Genomic DNA, 18649 nt, shown 5'->3' with positions numbered 1-18649 from the left:
TGTGAGCAACCCTACCCCAAACTATGAAAAATTAGCCCTGCAAATAAAAACCTGGGGGCAAGAGCTTGGTTTTAGCGAAGTAGGTATTACTGATATTGACCTATCTAAGCACGAAGCCCAATTGCAACGCTGGCTTGATGCTGGCTACCACGGCTCGATGGATTATATGGCTGCTCACGGCATGAAACGCGCTCGCCCTGCTGAATTAGTACCTGGTACACAGCGTGTTATATCCGTAAAAATGAATTATCTTCCTCCCGATGCTGGCTTTGCAAAAACCTTAAAAAATAAAGAAAAAGCATACATAAGTCGTTATGCACTGGGTCGTGATTACCATAAATTAATGCGTAATCGTTTAAAAAAACTTGGCCAAAAAATAGAGCAAGAAATTGGCGAATATGGCTTTAGGCCATTTGTAGATTCAGCCCCGGTACTTGAGCGTCAACTTGCCGAAAAAGCCGGTTTAGGGTGGCGTGGTAAGCATTCGTTATTAATTAATCAAGAAGCAGGATCGTGGTTTTTTTTAGGCGAACTATTTATTGATTTACCTCTACCAATAGATGCAGAGAACACGTTTGAAGGCTGCGGAAAATGTGTTGCTTGTATTACTCTTTGCCCAACAGGTGCAATTGTAGAGCCTTACGTTGTTGATGCACGTAAATGCATATCGTACTTAACGATAGAACACCAAGGCCCCATACCCGAACAATACCGAACTTTATTAGGCAACCGTATCTATGGTTGTGATGATTGCCAGTTGGTATGCCCTTGGAATCGTTATGGACAAATAACGGATGAAAATGATTTTCATCCTCGTACTCAATTAAAAAATAAAGATTTACTTGAGCTATTTGCTTGGGATGAGCCTACATTTTTAAAAAATACCGAAGGCAGCCCTATTCGCCGCATAGGTCACGAACGTTGGTTACGTAATATAGCGGTCGGTTTAGGTAATGCAGAGTTTAGCCCGGCTATTATTCATGCTTTACAAGATAAAAGCCAAATATCCAGCGAGCTTGTTTTAGAACATATTGAATGGGCGCTTGCTCAACAAAACGATAAACAACGATTACAAATTCGTAAAACGGCTAGGTTAATCAGAATCGTAGAAAAAGGCTTACCCAGAGATGCATAATGCAGTTGGAGTAAGCCTTAAAGTAACATTATTTAATTAAATATATTTAGCTCTTTAAAAGCAATGACAGGTCTTGCTCAATTTCAGCAAAAGCTGCTTTTACCTGTTTAACAGACTCCTCTCTGGCCACTGAGTTTTGGATAGTTTCATCTACTTTTTTATAAATAAACACCTCCTGATCTTCATCTAATCCCATTGATGGGATACGTTCTTCGAGCTCTTCTTGTAACTGTTTAAACACTTTTTCGTTGTTTTGACGGTTGTCATTCAATAAGCTAATTAAGCCATGAAACTTACTGTGAACTGTACTTGCTACGGCATTAAGTTTTGCCTGTTGTGATTCAAGCATTTTCTTAGTCATGATGGCGCGTAGTTGCTGCTCGGTAACACTGACAATAAAACATACGTGGTCGCGTATACGCCCGTGTTTATCTGGATCGTGATCAGGCATATTTAAAATAAGTAAGCTAATCAATTCATAGTTAACTAAAATTCGATGCGAAAATTCATGTAAACGCCCTTTGTTTTTAAGCATTTCAAATAGCTCCACCACAATAGGTGAACACACGCCGCTTAATGCAAAGTGACTAATTTCATCGTTCTCTCTAAACTCAACATTACTTTGCAAATCAAAAGATTGTAGGCAATCTATAAGCGCTTTACCTAGCTCTTGAGGGTCGTTAATAAAGCCTATGTTTTCAACGTAGTTAACTATCTGCCCCATTTCACTGCTGTTAGCCATGGCATTAAATGCAGTTGATGTAGCATCTTCAACTTGCTTTTCAAGGCTTTGTTTTTCAACAAGTACTTGGTTTAAATTTTTAAGCTTTGACTTAAGTTCATCATGGCCAAAGGGTTTTACAATATAGTCTTCTGCACCAACCGAGTAGCCTTCCATACGCTCTTCAACTGTGCCACGAGCAGACACAAACATAACAATAATGTGTGCTGTATTTGGGTTTGCTTTAAGTGCCTTACATACTTCATAGCCGTTCATTTGCGGCATACTTACGTCGAGCAATATAACCTGAGGCATATAGCCTTCAACCATGTTTAAACACTCAGGACCACTTGTTGCTACTTGTAATTCAAAATCAAGATCCTCTAAAATCTCCTCAATAATTTCAAGGTTAAAGGGTTCGTCATCAACGGCAAGTATTTTAGTTAAGGCCATAATTTATCATCCATTCAAATTCTCAAAAAAAGTTACTTGGTATGCTAACTAGCAATTAATTACTGTGTTGTATTAATTGATCTTCAGCCAAATGATCATCTAGATTTATTTCTAATGGCACCTGTATAGATATAGTTGCACCACCATTTTCGTTGTTACGTGCAGTGATCTCACCTTGATGTAAAGACACAAACTCTCTACACAATGCAAGGCCCAATCCGGTACCACCGGCACCGCTATTTGTTTTGCTGCTTTGTACAAACTTAGTAAAAATATGTTCCAGCTCATCTTCTGGTATACCGACCCCATTATCGGTAACCTCTATGGTAGCAAATCGACTATCTGACTCTAAATTTATCTGTATTTTACTTTTTGGTTCACTAAATTTGAGTGCATTACCTAATACGTTTCGAAGTAACTGGTTTATTTGCTCTTCATCACACTGCGAAATTACAGGTAGCGGCTGCGCGGTGAATACAACCTCAATTTCTTTTTCCATTGCCGTACCAGATACATCATCAATACTTGTTTTTATAATGTTCGCTAAATTATATGGACGAGGATTAAATGGAAACTTACCCACATCAAGCTTAGATAGGTCGAGTAAATTATTTAGTAACGACAGTAAACGCTCACCACTACTCTCTATTCGCGATAGGTATTTAATTAGTTTCTCTTTTGCAAAATCTCCAGTTTCTAATTTGCTTAAACCAAAACGCGAAAAGCTTAAAATAGAGTGCATTGGTGTGCGAAGTTCATGCGACATGTTTGCTAAAAACTCTGATTTACTTAAGTTTGCAGCTTCAGCAATATTTTTTGCATGTTCAAGCTGTGAAGTACGCGCTCTTACTTGCTCTTCAAGGATATCTTTTGCTTCAAGTAGTAAATCTTCTTTTTGCTTAAGGTGGGTTACATTTTTAAATATTACGGCAAGTGCTATTTCACCATGGTGATCTATCTCATTAAAAGATCCCACTAACGGTATATAGCCCCCTGCAGTTTTAGATAAACGTAAGTCGCAGCTAAATTGGCGATTGCTGTTTAGTGTCGAAATTTTATTTTTAATACCTAACGTTGAATCATCATCTAAAAAGCTAAATACTGATTTACCTTCTAGTTCGTTAAACGGTAAGTTAAATAGTTTTAAACAAGCATCATTAGCTTCTATCACTCTACCGCATTTCTCAAACAACATAATTGCATCAGGCGTATGCTTATAAATAACCTGAAGTAGGCTGTCTTTTTCAATCAGGGCATCAACCGTATCTTGTAGCCTTTCGACAAGTTCTGCGTTATGGCGTTTTAATAACTCTGTTTGCCACAGTTTATGTATTGATTGTAATAATGAGCTGTCGTTCAATGGCTTAATAAGTACGTCTTCTACACCTTGACGAATAGCTTCAATCATTGAAACTTGATCGGGACGTGAGGTAAATAATAAGCAACGGCAATGTGGTTGCATTATTTTTAAGTTTGAAAAAATTTCTAAACCGGTTCCGTCATCTAAAACAAAATCACTTATCAGTATATCGATTTTCTTTTCTTTCGTAATTTCTAAAGCTTCTGCAGAGGTGGTTGCTGTATGGGTCTCGATATGAGCACCAATCAAGCTGCTTTTCATTTTTTCGAGGCGCTCAGGAACATGATCGACGAGTAAAATAGCGGGTAATTGCAAAATATGATTAGAGCCTAATTCTAGTAGGCTCTCTAAAAGAGAAGTAATTTCTTTATTAGAAAAAAATGGGTAGATCACGGTTGCGTCAGGCGCAACATGATTTAGCTCACTAAACGCAGTTAGTTGCTCACCACTTTGTGCTTTTGGAGCAAGCAGCATAAAACGCTCTTGCGCTACTTGGCTAACAAGCGGTTTTATAGAATCAACAGGCACACCATGGGCAACAACAACTAAGTCGTAGTCGCCTATATTGGTATACATGTCTAGCATGCTGAAATGAATTAATTCGACTTCACATCCTATTAATTCTAAAAGCACTTTCACACGCATTGCGATGACACTGCTACTATCAACAATTAATATTTTTCGAATCATCAAGCTACACTTCAAATTAATAAACTTAATATGATAATAGCGTAGACTATTTTTATTTAATTGGCATAAACCCTTCGTCTTATTTTGTAAAAAAATATTACAACATTATGAAAAATAATTTATTCCAGATGTTTTCCAAAAATAGTAAGGCTATACGCCTTATCATCCATTATGGCAACGCTTGGCAACTCACCCCATATTGCAAAATCAAAATGCTTAAATAATTTAACACTCGGTAAGTTATGACTAAAAATAAAGCCGAGTAATACTTTAATATTTAATTGCTTAGCTTGTGTTTGAGCAAATATCATTAGCTTTTTACCAAGCCCTTTACCTTGCGCTTTACTGGTAATGTAAATGCTCATTTCTACTGTGCCGTCGTAAGCTGGGCGCCCATAAAACGATTTATAACTTACCCAAGCAAGTACTTGGTTATTTTCGCAGTAAACGTAAATAGGCCTTTTATCGTTGTGGCTATTAAACCAGTCACGCTTTTCGTCAACGCTCACTTCTTGCGTATCTGCAGTTACCATTCGCCCTGCAATAGTTTCGTTGTAAATGGCTACAATTTCATTAAGATCATTAATAGTTGCTAAACGGATTGTCATAGGTCATTAGAGGGTTGATCAATTTGTTCCATATTAGCGTATGATTATCCAATCAAACAATCGTAAAGTTTAGGTAATGTAATGCTTAAAATAATTATAATAGGTTTAACGGCTTTACTTATTAATGCTCCCCTTCAAGCTCAAACACCATCAATCATAAATAAAACCTCTACACAGGACTGCCAAGATTTTACCAATGTAGATATACGAAAGCTTCGCTCAAAAGAATCTATTAACTTGTGCCAATTTAAAAATAAACCTTTGTTAATAGTAAACACGGCAAGTAATTGTGGTTTTACATATCAATTTAAAGGCCTTGAAGCGCTATATCAACAATACAAAGAGCAAGGTTTAGTCGTATTAGGGTTCCCCTCTGATGACTTTTTTCAAGAAGAAGACAATGAAAAAGAAACAGCGAAAGTATGCTTTGTAAATTATGGTGTAACTTTTCCCATGTTTGCCACCAGCAAAGTTCGTGGTAGCGAAGCAAATCCAATTTTTAAATATTTGAATGAGCAAACTAGCTCTCCAAATTGGAACTTTTATAAATACTTAGTGTCTGCTGATCGTAAAACAGTTTTACGGTTTAACAGCAAAGTGGCACCTAATTCAGAGCAAATGATTACTGCAATTGAAACTGCGTTTTCTGATAAATAAGTTTATACTGGTACAATTAGTTGAAACTAACTAGAATGATATTTCAATTCGGTTAAAAAAACACCACACTATACTCGGGAGATTTTATGACAGTAGCAAGCGCACGACATATACTTGTAGACAGTGAAGCACAATGCTTAGACTTAAAAACAAAAATTGAGCAAGGCGAAGACTTTGCTGAACTAGCAAAAGCACATTCTAATTGTCCTTCAGGTCAGGATGGCGGTGCACTTGGTGAGTTTGGCCCTGGTATGATGGTTCCAGAGTTTGATAAAGTTGTGTTTTCTGCGCCAATTAATCAAGTACAAGGCCCTGTGCAAACTCAATTTGGTTATCATTTACTTGAAGTTACTAGCCGTTCAGAATAAATTTAACTGTACTGTAAGTAACATTTGATAAAAGCCGCTTATGCGGCTTTTTTATGGAGTAATTATGCAATTAATTGGTTCTGTACCTTCACCTTACGTGCGCCGCATTAGAATTTGGGCACAACAAAACAGCTGCAAACTAGAGCTTGTAAGTCTCGATATATTTTCTGAGCAAGATCGCCCTACTATGGCCAGTAAAAATCCAGCTCGAAAAATCCCAATACTGGTAGATGGCGACTTAACTCTTAGTGACTCTAATTCTATATTGCGTTATTTACTTGAAAAAACAGGTCAGCCAAAACTAACGTGGCCTCAAGAGCACTTACTTACGACTATAAATGCTTGTAACGATTCGTTAGTAGAAATGGTGTTATGTAAACGTTCTGGATTTGACACCAAAAGCGATAAATTATTTTTTAATCTGCAAAACGAACGTATTGAACAAACATTAAGCTTTTTAAATACCCATTTAAGCGATGAAGAATTTAAAAGCTGTGAATACCTCAACATCAGTTTATACTGCCTGCTTGATTGGATTTGCTTTCGCGAATTAGCTGACTTTAGTCAGCATTCAGCGCTTGTTGCTTTTCATAAGCAATATGACGAGCGCCAAGCAGCAATAGACACCAATCCTCGTCACTAATTTAAAAGGGTAAACACATGAGCGATATCGAAATTGAATCACAACTAGTTAACTTCGTAGAAAAAGTACGTATTAGCGAAGTAATTTGGGCACTTGGTGCAGAAGATAATGGCTTTGTAGTGTGCGATTCTAACCAATTTGATGAAACTGACGTATTACTGCTTTGGGAAAGTGAAGCAGCAGCTAAAGCACAATGTAAAGAAGAGTGGAAAGATTACAGCCCAGTAGAAATCAATCTTGATGAGTTTTTAGATGCATGGGTTGAAGACTTAAACGAAGACAACGCACTTGTTGGCATTAACTGGAATGATGACCAAGTATGCACAGAAATTGAGCCTACAGGTTTAGCTCGTGCATTGAGTGAATAATACTTTATACGCTTTACGTTAAAAGCGAATAAAACCCGACTAGCATCTACTGCTAGTTGGGTATAAAATAAAACACATCATTATTTTCAAGGTATTACGTTGAAAACCCATCTTGGTCGCCGGCCCTTTTCAGCCATGGAACTGCACACTCTTTATAATGGATATATATACGGTGATTTTAAAGTTGCACGAGAGCAACCAAAACACTGGCATTTTTGGCTCCCTTTAATTGCATATTATAGTGGTGCTTATAGCGATGAGATTGGTTATTTAACGCTTGATGATCTGTCCCTTGAAAAAAACGTCTTATGCTTTAATTTTCATACCCACGGTAAAATAAAACCTCGCTTAGTTCCTGTACATCAAGCACTTATAAATGCTGGATTTAATGAATATATAACGTTCATCAAATCGCAAAACCAACACCGATTAATGTTCGACTTACCCGCTAAAACTGGCAGGTACAGTGAAAAAGTCCGCATTTGGTTTTCAGGCGAAGGTGAGCGAGCCGGTTATCTGCAAAAATGTGATATACCAAACGTAGATCAACTCGGTATGAAAACAGCAATAAGCAGTCTTCGTCTTAACTTTGAGCAACAAGTGCGTATATACGCCCTACAAGCTAACTCTAAAGACGCCTTTAATTACTTGATGGGTTTTAACGAGTATCCACACGATGTGTTTAGCGATACCCACTTATTAAATACCGTTGTCCAACAAATACGTATTATTAACTCACACCTGCATTGGCAGCGTTTTATAACGCGCGAAAGCCACTGACAAACTTTGTTACTATTTCCCCTTAAAGTCACCGTTATAATCAATTACTCTATTTAAAAAAACTGTTAGGATATCTAACCCCCTAATTATATGAGCATAAAAAAGCCTATTTAGGGTAGTTTCTAACAACAACAATCTAGGGATCACTATGTTTCTTAAAAGCCTCTTAACAGTGAGCGTTGCTTTGGCAATGGGTGCTGCAAACGCTAACGAATTCGTTATTGAAAAACTCGCAAAACCAAGTTCACAACAGGTGTCGTTAACACTCGACCCGAGCCAAGATACATTCACAGGGATGACTGAGATTTCCCTAGAAGTACTAAAACCAACAAAATACATTGAGTTAAATGGCGTAGCTTACGCTGTTAAAATGGCGCAACTGCTTGGTGATGAAAACTGTGATTTAAACAATGAAATGCTTAAAACAGGTAAAGTGAAATTTAGCTGTGATGAGCAAATTCAACCAGGTAAATACACACTTAAAGTTGATTTTTCAGCGCCATATAACCGTCAAAGTGTTGGTTTATACAAAACATTAGACCAAGGCACTCCTTACTTATTTACTCAATTTGAAATGAGTGATGCACGCCGTGCATTTCCTGTTTTTGACGAGCCAAGTTACAAAATTCCATTTCAGTTAACGATTACTGCGCCTACATCACAAAAAGTATATTCAAATACGCCAGAGTTAAAAACAACAGTTAATGGCGATATGACCACACACTTTTTTGATAAAACACCGCCAATCCCTTCATACCTAGTAGCGATGGCTGTTGGCCCGTTTGAAGAATTAGAAATTAAAGGCATGCCAATTCCTGGTCGTGTAATTACCCCACAAGGTAAAATTCACTTAGCCCAATACGCAAAAGAAAATATGCCAAAAGTACTGGGCGCACTTGAAGCGTATTTTGGTATCCCTTACGTTTACAAAAAATTAGACTCAGTAGCGGTACCAGAGTTTCCATTTGGCGCAATGGAAAACTCAGGCTTAGTGACCTACAGAGAAGATATTTTATTGGTTGATTTAGCTGCCGCAACACGCAGTAAAAAACAACGTAATGTATCAATTATTGCTCACGAACTTGCTCACCAATGGTACGGTAACTTAGTAACCATGAAATGGTGGAACGACTTATGGTTAAACGAAGCGTTTGCTAGCTGGATGGCTGCAAAAATTACTAAGCAGCTTAACCCTGAGTTTGAATCGCACTTAGACCTGCCACAAAACAACGTAATGGCACTTGATGCACGCCTAAGCACCAAGCCTATTCGTAAGCCAATTAAAACCGAAGCTGACATTATGGACGGTTTAGGTCTTGCTTACAGTAAAGGCAGCTCAGTACTTGCTATGGTTGAAAACTGGATTGGCGAAGATGCATTTCAAAAAGGTATTCAAAGCTACTTAAAAGAGTTTTCATATAAAAACGCAGAAGCGGCCGACCTATGGGAAGCACTTGGTAAAGCATCAAATCAAGACGTAGCGAGTGTTTTAAAATCGTTTATTGAACAGTCTTCTTTCCCACTAGTTAAAGTAACTCAACAAGGTAGCAAAGTAACTATTTCACAAAGCCGCTTTGTAAATGCAGGCGTTGATGCGCCAGAGCAGTTATGGAATGTACCGGTTGCAATTAAATATGGTGCTGGCGATAAAGTAAAAACAGCAAATGTATTACTTAATAAACAAAGCCAAACGCTAGACTTAGACTTTGAGCCAGAATGGATTTATCCTGACCAAGGTGCACTAGGCTACTACCGCTGGGTAATGGATGACGCACAATTTAGCGCACTTGTTAAAAAGGCGCCAAGCGTACTGAGTGACCGTGAACGCTTAGCGTTGTTATCGGCTACTGATGCACTACTTGACGCTGGTGTTATATCTGCTGCTAAGTTAATGCAAACACTTGAAGTGTTCGTAAGCGATAGCCACCCTCGCGTAGCAAATACAGCGCTAGGTTACTTAGTATCGCAACAACGTACTTTTAAAGACGATAGCAATAAAGACCTATGGCCTGAATTTATTCGTAATGCAGTAACGCCTGCAGCTAAAAAATATGGTTTAGAAGCTAAAGCGGGAGAAGACGGAGCTATTGCACAACTTCGTGCGGCCGTGGTATCACGCTTAGGTTTTGATGGTGAAGATCAAAACGTCATTAATAAAGCGAAAGAACAAACACAAGTTTATTTAAATGATCCACAAAAAGTAGACCCTTACTTAGCGGGTACGTACTTAACTCTTGCTGCTTTTCATGGTGACAAAGCGCTGCTTGATCAATTCATGACAACGTTTAAAACAACGAAAGATCCACAAGTACGCACTAACATGCTTGCTGCAATGGGCTTTTTTGGTAAACCTGAATTACAAAAAGCGGTATTAGCTTATAGCTTAACGGATGAAGTAACTGCCTCTGACATGCGTACTATTTTGTCAGGTCAAAGTTATACAGATGAGCGCCAAGCGTTATTTATTGACTGGGTTTACAGTAACTACGATAAAGTAACAGCAAGCTTACCGCCTTTCTTTATTCCTAACTTACCGTACTTTACAACGGCGAGTTGTAATGCAGAAAGCTTAGCTAAAACAAAGACCTTTTTTAACGAAAAAGTAGCTGATGTAGCCGGTTACGCTCGTACATTAAGTAAGCTTGAAGAAAGTACAAACGATTGTATCGCGCTTAAAACACGTGAACTAGAATCGGTTAATAGCTTCTTAAAAAGTAAGTAACCCTTAGGTTTATTAAGCTATAAAAACACAAAAGCCGCTGAATATAAATTCAGCGGCTTTTTACGTTTATATTTTTGCTTTATTAATTACCAATAATCATCGTTAGCTTAGCAATAAAGTCTTTTGCTGCTTGCTCAGAGTTTATTTTAAATGCCACACCGTAGTGAATAGGCTGAGCACTTTTAAAAATACGTGTAGGAAAGCGTGTCATCTCGCTGCTATGAAAGTAGCCTTGCGCACGCGTTACGCCATCAATATCACTAAAGTCATCGCTAAACACCTCAAATGCTGGGCGAATTACTATTTTACCCTTACCGCTTTCGCTGTGGGTATAAAATGCTTCTTTAGAGTTTACTAACATGTACTCTGCAATATTTTTAATCTTAAAATTACTTCTACACTGTAATTTAATGAGCTGTTCTGTCAGCTCGTCTGCACTATAAGCCACGTGTAATCCCTATTAGTTAATTTGCGTATTAGATTAACGCATACACACAATAAAATCTGAATTTATTTGTCTGCTTTACTGCGTTATATCACATACAAAAGCGAGTTTTTCATTGTTGTAACTCATTCTTGTTATATTTGTTTCGCAGTAGGTGCTTAAATTAAGCCATTGCGATACTTCATCACTTCCATCAAGTTTACGCTGATAAACGCGGTTTTTAATAGCATAAGCGATAGTTGCATCATCTTTCAAAATAAAATCTTGAACTTGAGCAGGTAACCTTAGTAGGTCTTCAACTTGTTTATCCTGTGGATTAAAACTCGCTAAAATATGTTGCTCGTTTTTAGTGTAACTAAATAAAAATGCAGCTGTAGAGTTGTTATAAATAAGCGTTCGGCCAATATTACTGGCAGCTATTTTCCCCTTCGCTTGTGCAACAGAAGTATATTGAAGAGTATGAGGCTTTCCTAAAATAAACATTACTAAATCATTTTGAACACCCCATGCATGGTACCCAACAGGTTCAATCCAATCAAAAATACGACTTGGCGCATCTTCGCTTTTGAGTGGGTATTGCCACAGTTTTTGCTTACCATCTGCCTCTACAACAATCGCTGATACTGCATCACCACTTGGCATAACCGTTGGTGAATATTCGCTTACGGGAGAGTTACTGATATTAATAACTTTTTTTGATGTTAAATCATAATAAGCAATATCGGTTTGGCTTTGCTCACCTGCAATCACCTCATGAGTAAAGTATAAACCTGTACTTGTTAAGTACGGTTGGTTGTTATAACTGTTTTTATCACTCACTATACTAACTTGTACCCCGAAAGGTGTATTTAAATCAGCAAGTAATACTTGGCTTTTTGGCATGCTAGCCTGCGCCATAATTGGGCTAAGCGCTGCTATAGAAAAGACCCCAAGTAATGGTTTAATAAGTTTCATGCTTTCTCTCGTTTTAATTTTAAGCACCTCATGATAACGTTATTTGCTGATGGCGTCACTTGAGCTAAGTCAGTCAACTCTTAAGATACCCAAACGGCTTAAAATAATGTTAAGTTTAGTCTGGTTATAAAACCTGGTCCTAAAAAAGAGAATTAACATGTCAGCTAAAAATCCTATTATTGCGATTACGGGTTCGTCTGGTGCGGGTACAACCACCACAACCAATGCAATTAAACATATTTTCCGTAGCCTTAATATTGAAGCGGCTTTTATCGAAGGAGATAGCTTTCATCGTTACACTCGCCCTGAAATGGATAAAAAAGTACGTGAAGCACAACAAGAAAATAAACACATTAGTTACTTTGGCCGAGAAGCAAATGACTTTGGTGCTTTAGAAGCGTTGTTTGAAAACTATAGTGAAACAGGCCAAGGTAAGTTACGCCGATACTTACACACCTTTGATGAAGCCGTCCCATACAATCAATTACCGGGTACATTTACTCCTTGGCAAGACCTTGATAGCAATACTGATATTTTGTTTTATGAAGGGTTACACGGTGGTGTAGTTGATCAAGATGTAGACGTGGCAAAGCATGTCGATTTATTAATAGGCATGGTTCCAATTATTAACCTTGAGTGGATTCAAAAATTAATACGCGACACATCCGAACGAGGCCATTCTCGCGAAGCGGTTATGGGCTCTATTGTGCGCAGTATGGATGACTATATAAATCATATTACCCCGCAGTTTTCTCGTACCCATATTAATTTTCAGCGGGTGCCTACTGTTGATACCTCAAATCCATTTAGCGCCAAAGATATTCCATCTCTTGATGAAAGCTTTGTAGTTATTCGCTTTAGGGGTATTGATGATGTTGATTTTCCTTATTATTTACGCATGATCGAAGGCAGTTTTATGTCTCGTATTAATACGCTTGTAGTACCAGGCGGCAAAATGGGCTTGGCTATGGAGCTTGTGCTTACCCCATTAATTAAAGATATTATTTTGAAAAAGCGTGCACTGGAAAACCTAGCACCACTCGATTTACCTATTTGATTACCGACTCTTTTTTGTTAAAGCTAACTCACGTACACTGCTGATTTTGCTCAAGGTGAGATCAGCATGTCACAACAATTAAAAATTATTGTCGGTTCTAAAAATCCTGTAAAAATAAATGCCGCTAAACATATTTTTACTATGTATTTTCCAGAATGTATCATTGACTGTGAAGGTGTGAATGCTCCCTCAGACGTGCCCGATCAGCCTATTGGCGAAGACGAAACACGTATTGGCGCGCAAAACCGTGTTAATTATTGTAAAAAGCACCACCAAGCTCACTATTACGTTGCAATGGAAGGCGGTGCAGAGCAATTTAGCTATGGTGCAGCAACCTTTGCTTACGTAGTTATTGATAATGCCTTAGATCAAGTTGTAGGGCGTAGCAGCAACCTTCCTCTACCCCAAGTACTTTATAATGCATTACTTAAAGGTGAAGAACTTGGCGATGTAATGGACAAAGCATTTAATACCACCAACGTTAAACAAAAAGGTGGCGCTATTGGTCTACTTACCAATAATCATGCCACGCGCGGAAGTACCTATACACAAGCACTCACTTTAGCTATGGCGCCTTTTTTACACCCTGAGCTATACAGCCAAACAAATTAATTTAGGAAGTTTAATGAAGTACAACTATGTATTGTTTGATGCAGACGAAACCTTATTTAGGTTTGATATTTTAGCGGGCATGACTCGCATGTTTAAAGCTTACAACGTAGATTTTAGCCAAGACGATTATATTCATTATCAAAAAACCAATAAGCAGCTGTGGGTTGATTATCAAAATGGCACTATTAGCGCAGATTACTTACAAGTAACACGCTTTAATGAGTGGGCTTCAAAACTTAATGTGCCAGCAAAAGAGCTAAACGATGCTTTTTTAGATTCTATGGCGCAAATTTGCGAGCCATTACCTGGTGCTATTGAGCTTTTAAATAAACTTAAGCCAAATGCTAGATTAGGTATTATTACTAACGGATTTGCCCGCTTACAAACCGTACGCCTTGAGCATACTGGCTTAAAAGATATGTTTGAATGGTTAGTTATATCTGAACTTGTAGGTATAGCAAAACCGAATAAAGCGATTTTCGAGCACACATTTGAGCTAATGGGTAACCCAGATAAAAGCGAGATACTTATGGTGGGTGATACTGCTGCAAGTGACATACTTGGCGGCAACAATGCAGGTATTGATACTTGCTGGTTACAACACCCTGGTGAGCAATTAGCCGACGGAATAAAGCCAACCTATACCGTAGCTAGTTTAAATCAGTTACAAGCTCTTTTGGAGTTATAATAAAGTATAGAGCTATTAAATTTCACGCAAAAAAATGACGCTAATTAGCGTCATTTTTTATAACTGTTTTTCGAGCTGCTCTTTTACTGCTTTTAGGCTGGAGCTAACTCAAGACCGGGTGCAGGCATCGTCACAGGCGTTTCAAATGTTGCCCACTCCCATGCTGACTCTGTAGCCATAATTTTACGAAGTAATTTATTATTTAAATCATGACCCGATTTAAATGCAGTTACTTTACCTAAAAGGTTATGGCCTGTCATAAACATGTCACCAACACAGTCTAATATCTTGTGCTTAACAAACTCGTCGCTATAACGCAAACCGTTAGGATTTAAAACTTTGAACTCATCAAGTACCACAGCACTATCCATGCTACCACCTAGCGCTAGGTTGTTTGCATGCATGTATTCAATATCTTTCATAAATCCAAAAGTACGCGCACGGCTAATTTCTTCAATAAAGCTTTGCGTTGTTATATCCAACCCAATACGTTGGCGACTTTCATTGATAGCTGGGTGGTTAAATGCAATCTCAAAGTCGATATGAAAACCATCATATGGTTCAACTTCAGCCCACTTATCACCTTCTTCAATGCGTACTTTTTCTTTAATGCGGATAAAGCGTTTAGCAACGTTTTGCTCTTCAATTCCGCCTTTTTGTAACAGATATATGAATGGTAATGCACTACCATCCATAATCGGCACTTCTGAGCTATCTAATTCTACAATTAGATTATCAATTCCCATTGCAGCAACAGCTGCAATAAGATGCTCAGTAGTCGATAAGCGAACACCATCTTTGTTAATTAAACAGGTACACAACTGCGTATCACCAACGGCTTCAGGTGTTGTTTCAAAATCAACAACCGGATCAAGGTCGACACGACGAAATACAATCCCAGTATTTGCGCTCGCAGGTCGGAGAGTTATTGTGACCTTCTCACCTTTATGAAGTCCAATTCCTATGGCTTTGACTACTTCTGCAATCGTACGCTGTTTAATCATAGGTATGCTCACTTTTAAATCAGTTACAGTTATATGGCGTATTTTAACATAAATCCTTTTGCCTTTCAATATTTGTACATATTTCAAACAAAAGTATTATTAAATGTTAATCAGCCTGCTTACGTAAAAAAGCGGGGATATCAAAATAATCACCACCTTCTGATTTATCCGCTTTTTTACTGTTTTGTGCTGAAGAGCTTGATGCACTGCTTGAACTAGTTGTAGGCGCTTTTTCTTTGCTTTTCGTTTGCGCTTTAGCAGTGTTTTCTTCAGTGTTTGTATCTTGGCTTGCAAAGCTTGGTACGTACATACTGCTCGTTTGGTTTGATGTGCTTGCAACATCAGAACCTGATGCTTTTTTAAAGCCGTTATCAACAATACCAAACTGTGGACGACGATCGCCGCCTAAGCCAGTTGCAACAACCGTTACACGTAGCTCATCAGTCATTTCTGGGTCGATTACCGCACCAACAACAACCGTTGCGTTTTCTGACGCAAGTGCTTTAACGTGATTACCAACAATTTCAAATTCTTCAATCGCAATGTCCATACCTGCGGTGATATTAACTAAGATACCTTTAGCACCTGTTAAATCAACGTCTTCTAGTAGTGGGCTTGAGATAGCCGCTTCTGCTGCTTCTTGTGCACGATCAGGGCCTGACGCAGACGCCGTTCCCATCATTGCAGTACCCATTGCAGACATTACAGTTCTAACATCGGCGAAATCCACGTTAATTAAACCAGAACGTGTAATTAGCTCTGCTATACCTTGTACCGCACCAAATAATACGTCATTAGCTTTAGCGAAGGCATCTAGAAGTGTAGTCCCTTTTCCTAAAACTTTAAGCAATTTATTGTTCGGAATTGTAATAAGTGAATCTACAATTTCTGACAATTCGTTAATGCCTTGTTCAGCGGCTGCTGCACGTTTTTTACCTTCAAAATCAAAAGGACGTGTTACAACTGCAACGGTTAAAATACCGAGTTCTTTAGCAATTTTAGCAACTACCGGTGCTGCACCAGTACCTGTACCGCCGCCCATACCGGCTGCAATAAATACCATATCGGCGCCTTCAAGGCTGGCACGAATTGTATCTGCATCTTCTTCAGCCGACTTACGGCCTACTTCAGGGTTTGCGCCCGCACCCAACCCAGAGGTTATTTGCGTGCCTAGCTGAACTGTAATATCGGCAGCAGAGTTACGTAATGCTTGCGCATCCGTATTAGCGGCTATAAAACGCACGCCTTCTATTTGTTGTTTAACCATGTGCTCAACAGCGTTACCGCCACCACCGCCCACGCCGATTACTTTTATTACAGCTTCTTCGCTGTGTTGTTCCATTATATCAAACATGTTTACTCTCCGACTTGAGTCTTAAAACTCGCCTTGGAACCATTTAGTAATGCGGTTCCACCAATTATTGTTATCCTCTGCTTTCGACTTTTGTGCATTCATCGATTGCATGGTACGCCCGTATTGTAACAAACCAACAGCGGTTGCGTACGAAGGATCATCTACGTAGTCTGTCAAACCAACCATCCCGATTGGTTTGCCTATCCTTACTGGCATTTGGAAGATGTCTTCTGCCACTTCCATCGCGCCAGTCATTTTAGCAGTTCCGCCTGTTATAACGAGACCTGCCGCAATTTGGTCTTCTAAGCCTGAACGACGAATTTCTTCCATCGCAAGCTCAAATAATTCTCTAAAACGAGGCTCTACCACCTCAGATAATGTATGGCGCGACATCAGTCTTGCTGGTCGTCCGCCTACACTAGGTACTTCAATCGTGTCTTCACTACTAGCCATTTGACTACTAGCGCATGCGTATTGTACTTTGAGTGACTCTGCATGTGATATAGGTGTACGAAATATTTTTGCAATATCACCAGTAACTTGGTTACCAGCCACAGGTATAACGGCAGAGTGACGAAGCGCACCATTAATATAAATGGTGATATCCATAGTACCGCCGCCAATATCAAGTACTGCAACACCAAGCTCTTTTTCATCTGGCGTAAGCACTGAATAACATGATGCCAACGCAGTAAAGATAAGCTGATCAACTTCAAGACCACAGCGCTCTACGCATTTCTCGATATTTTTTGCCATATCGTTTGAGCACGTAATAATGTGTGCACGCGCTTCCATACGAACACCACTCATGCCCAATGGGTTTTTAATGCCCTCTTGCATGTCGATACTGTATTCTTGCGGCAATGCATGCAGCATTTTACGCTCTGCCGAAATAGGCACAGAACGCGCAATATGAATTACATTTTCAATGTCTTCTTCAGTGACTTCAGTGTTATTAATTGCCACCACGCCACTTTCGTTTTGACATTGTATATGCTTGCCAGAAATACCCAAATACACAGAGCTAATACGACAATCAGCCATTAACTCGGCTTCGTCTATTGCTCGGCGAATAGACTCAGACACTAAGTTTAAATCGTTAACGCCGCCTTTATCCATACCATGAGATACTTGGCTGCCCACACCAACAATGCTGAGCTTGTTATCTGCGGTGATTTCACCTACCGTGGCAACCACTTTCGAGGTGCCAACGTCTAACCCTATTACTAGGTTTCTTTCTGCTGACTTAGTCATGCCTTACTCTTATTTTGTAATTGTTCTTCTTGCACTGGCTTAAAGCTGACTGCAAGGCCGGTATCATACCGTAAATCTATTGTATCTACTTGTGCATCTGCACGTTGTTCCATTCGTGGATAAACGTCTATAAAACGTTGTACACGCTTGGCTTTATCTTTACGTCCTAAATTTAAACGTATTCCGTTATCTAACCATAGTTGCCACGAAAAGCGCTCCGACAATGCCAAACTTGTTAACGTTAAGCCGTTAACTTTTAGCATTTCATCAAATTGCTTAAAAGCAATCCACGCTTCTTCTTCGCTGCCTTCTGGGCCGTATAACTGCGGTAAGTTATCATCTAACTTATCGCTGCTGGCTTGAAATGCTTGACCACTTTGGTTGAGCAATAAGTCGCTATTCCAATGTGCTACTACTTCATGTTCAACAACATATACTTGTATAGTATCAGGCCATTGTTTACGCACCGAAGCGGTAGCAACCCAGGGTAAGTCTTGAACTAGCTGCTGCACATGCTTAACATCAAGTTCAAAAAAACTACTTAAATCGGCTTTTTTAATCGCTTTTATAATTGCCGTTTCATCTGTGTATTTAGGCTGCCCTTGCACTGTAAGGTGCTTAATTTGAGCATCTTTGTTTTCAACTAACCAATCCGATACACCTGTCGTAATTTGCACTAAGCCAATTACAACTATCAGAAAAAAGCTCACACCAAAAATCAGAGACCAATTAAGTTTCAGTTTGATTTCCTGAGCTTTTTCTAAAAGGGGATGCAT

The 18649-nt window shown here is 38.9% G+C and carries 19 protein-coding genes; 10 read left to right on the top strand and 9 right to left on the bottom strand.

Annotated elements, in window-relative coordinates; all coding sequences use genetic code 11:
* Window position 1: 1 nt before the first annotated feature.
* On the top strand, window positions 2–1135 hold the full coding sequence (queG, locus tag I6F50_RS04715; protein WP_197139821.1) for a tRNA epoxyqueuosine(34) reductase QueG: 1134 nt from the start codon (window positions 2–4) through the stop codon (window positions 1133–1135).
* Between the two features lie 46 nt (window positions 1136–1181).
* Here the strand turns inward: queG and I6F50_RS04710 are convergent, their stop codons facing one another.
* The 3 genes from I6F50_RS04710 to I6F50_RS04700 all read right to left on the bottom strand — a co-directional run bounded on the left by I6F50_RS04710 (window position 1182) and on the right by I6F50_RS04700 (window position 4967).
* Window positions 1182–2309, bottom strand: a complete 1128-nt coding sequence (locus I6F50_RS04710; protein ID WP_165727670.1) for a PleD family two-component system response regulator — start codon at window positions 2307–2309, stop codon at window positions 1182–1184.
* Window positions 2310–2364: 55 nt separating this feature from the next.
* Entirely contained in the window at window positions 2365–4359 is a 1995-nt protein-coding gene (locus I6F50_RS04705) for an ATP-binding protein (protein ID WP_197175397.1), read from the bottom strand.
* 119 nt (window positions 4360–4478) lie between these two features.
* Window positions 4479–4967, bottom strand: a complete 489-nt coding sequence (locus I6F50_RS04700) for a GNAT family N-acetyltransferase (protein ID WP_007579917.1) — start codon at window positions 4965–4967, stop codon at window positions 4479–4481.
* Between the two features lie 81 nt (window positions 4968–5048).
* Between I6F50_RS04700 and I6F50_RS04695 the strand changes: the two genes are divergently transcribed.
* The 6 genes from I6F50_RS04695 (at window position 5049) to I6F50_RS04670 (ending at window position 10505) form a co-directional block, all read left to right on the top strand.
* Window positions 5049–5624, top strand: coding sequence for a glutathione peroxidase (locus I6F50_RS04695; protein WP_024590220.1), 576 nt, complete (start codon window positions 5049–5051; stop codon window positions 5622–5624).
* An 86-nt stretch (window positions 5625–5710) separates the two neighbouring features.
* Entirely contained in the window at window positions 5711–5992 is a 282-nt protein-coding gene (locus I6F50_RS04690; protein WP_002958009.1) for a peptidylprolyl isomerase, read from the top strand.
* A 64-nt stretch (window positions 5993–6056) separates the two neighbouring features.
* Complete coding sequence (locus I6F50_RS04685; RefSeq protein WP_007579913.1) at window positions 6057–6635, top strand: glutathione S-transferase family protein; 579 nt, start codon at window positions 6057–6059, stop codon at window positions 6633–6635.
* Between the two features lie 17 nt (window positions 6636–6652).
* On the top strand, window positions 6653–7003 hold the full coding sequence (locus I6F50_RS04680) for a DUF2750 domain-containing protein (protein WP_165740589.1): 351 nt from the start codon (window positions 6653–6655) through the stop codon (window positions 7001–7003).
* A 99-nt stretch (window positions 7004–7102) separates the two neighbouring features.
* Window positions 7103–7783, top strand: a complete 681-nt coding sequence (locus I6F50_RS04675) for a hypothetical protein (protein WP_024590219.1) — start codon at window positions 7103–7105, stop codon at window positions 7781–7783.
* 148 nt (window positions 7784–7931) lie between these two features.
* Entirely contained in the window at window positions 7932–10505 is a 2574-nt protein-coding gene (locus tag I6F50_RS04670) for a M1 family metallopeptidase (RefSeq protein ID WP_197139809.1), read from the top strand.
* Between the two features lie 82 nt (window positions 10506–10587).
* On the opposite strand, the gene I6F50_RS04665 is transcribed toward I6F50_RS04670, so the two are convergent.
* Entirely contained in the window at window positions 10588–10953 is a 366-nt protein-coding gene (locus tag I6F50_RS04665; protein ID WP_007579906.1) for a hypothetical protein, read from the bottom strand.
* Window positions 10954–11028: 75 nt separating this feature from the next.
* The gene (locus I6F50_RS04660; protein WP_197118616.1) at window positions 11029–11904 is read right to left on the bottom strand and encodes a hypothetical protein; all 876 of its coding nucleotides are present in this window, start codon (window positions 11902–11904) and stop codon (window positions 11029–11031) included.
* Window positions 11905–12061: 157 nt separating this feature from the next.
* Between I6F50_RS04660 and I6F50_RS04655 the strand changes: the two genes are divergently transcribed.
* The 3 genes from I6F50_RS04655 to yjjG all read left to right on the top strand — a co-directional run bounded on the left by I6F50_RS04655 (window position 12062) and on the right by yjjG (window position 14261).
* Window positions 12062–12961: a phosphoribulokinase gene (locus tag I6F50_RS04655; protein ID WP_007579904.1), complete on the top strand. Its 900-nt coding sequence runs from the start codon at window positions 12062–12064 to the stop codon at window positions 12959–12961.
* A gap of 66 nt (window positions 12962–13027) precedes the next feature.
* Window positions 13028–13573 carry an inosine/xanthosine triphosphatase gene (gene yjjX, locus I6F50_RS04650; RefSeq protein ID WP_197175395.1) on the top strand — a complete coding sequence of 182 codons (546 nt, stop codon included), beginning with the start codon at window positions 13028–13030 and terminating at the stop codon, window positions 13571–13573.
* A gap of 13 nt (window positions 13574–13586) precedes the next feature.
* Window positions 13587–14261, top strand: coding sequence for a pyrimidine 5'-nucleotidase (yjjG, locus tag I6F50_RS04645; protein WP_010554302.1), 675 nt, complete (start codon window positions 13587–13589; stop codon window positions 14259–14261).
* A 92-nt stretch (window positions 14262–14353) separates the two neighbouring features.
* Here yjjG and lpxC read toward each other — a convergent pair whose 3' ends face one another.
* The 4 genes from lpxC to I6F50_RS04625 form a co-directional block, all read right to left on the bottom strand.
* Entirely contained in the window at window positions 14354–15265 is a 912-nt protein-coding gene (lpxC, locus tag I6F50_RS04640) for a UDP-3-O-acyl-N-acetylglucosamine deacetylase (RefSeq protein WP_007582940.1), read from the bottom strand.
* Window positions 15266–15371: 106 nt separating this feature from the next.
* Window positions 15372–16619, bottom strand: coding sequence for a cell division protein FtsZ (gene ftsZ / locus I6F50_RS04635; RefSeq protein WP_197175393.1), 1248 nt, complete (start codon window positions 16617–16619; stop codon window positions 15372–15374).
* Between the two features lie 21 nt (window positions 16620–16640).
* Complete coding sequence (gene ftsA / locus I6F50_RS04630) at window positions 16641–17873, bottom strand: cell division protein FtsA (protein ID WP_197118615.1); 1233 nt, start codon at window positions 17871–17873, stop codon at window positions 16641–16643.
* Window positions 17870–18649: a cell division protein FtsQ/DivIB gene (locus I6F50_RS04625; RefSeq protein ID WP_197175391.1), complete on the bottom strand. Its 780-nt coding sequence runs from the start codon at window positions 18647–18649 to the stop codon at window positions 17870–17872. Before I6F50_RS04625 ends, ftsA begins: the two co-directional genes overlap by 4 nt.

Origin of the sequence: Pseudoalteromonas sp. NZS127_1, from assembly GCF_015864295.1 — a bacterium.
GTDB classification, from domain to species: Bacteria; Pseudomonadota; Gammaproteobacteria; order Enterobacterales; family Alteromonadaceae; genus Pseudoalteromonas; species Pseudoalteromonas arctica.
This window is presented reverse-complemented; position numbering and strand designations above follow the sequence as displayed.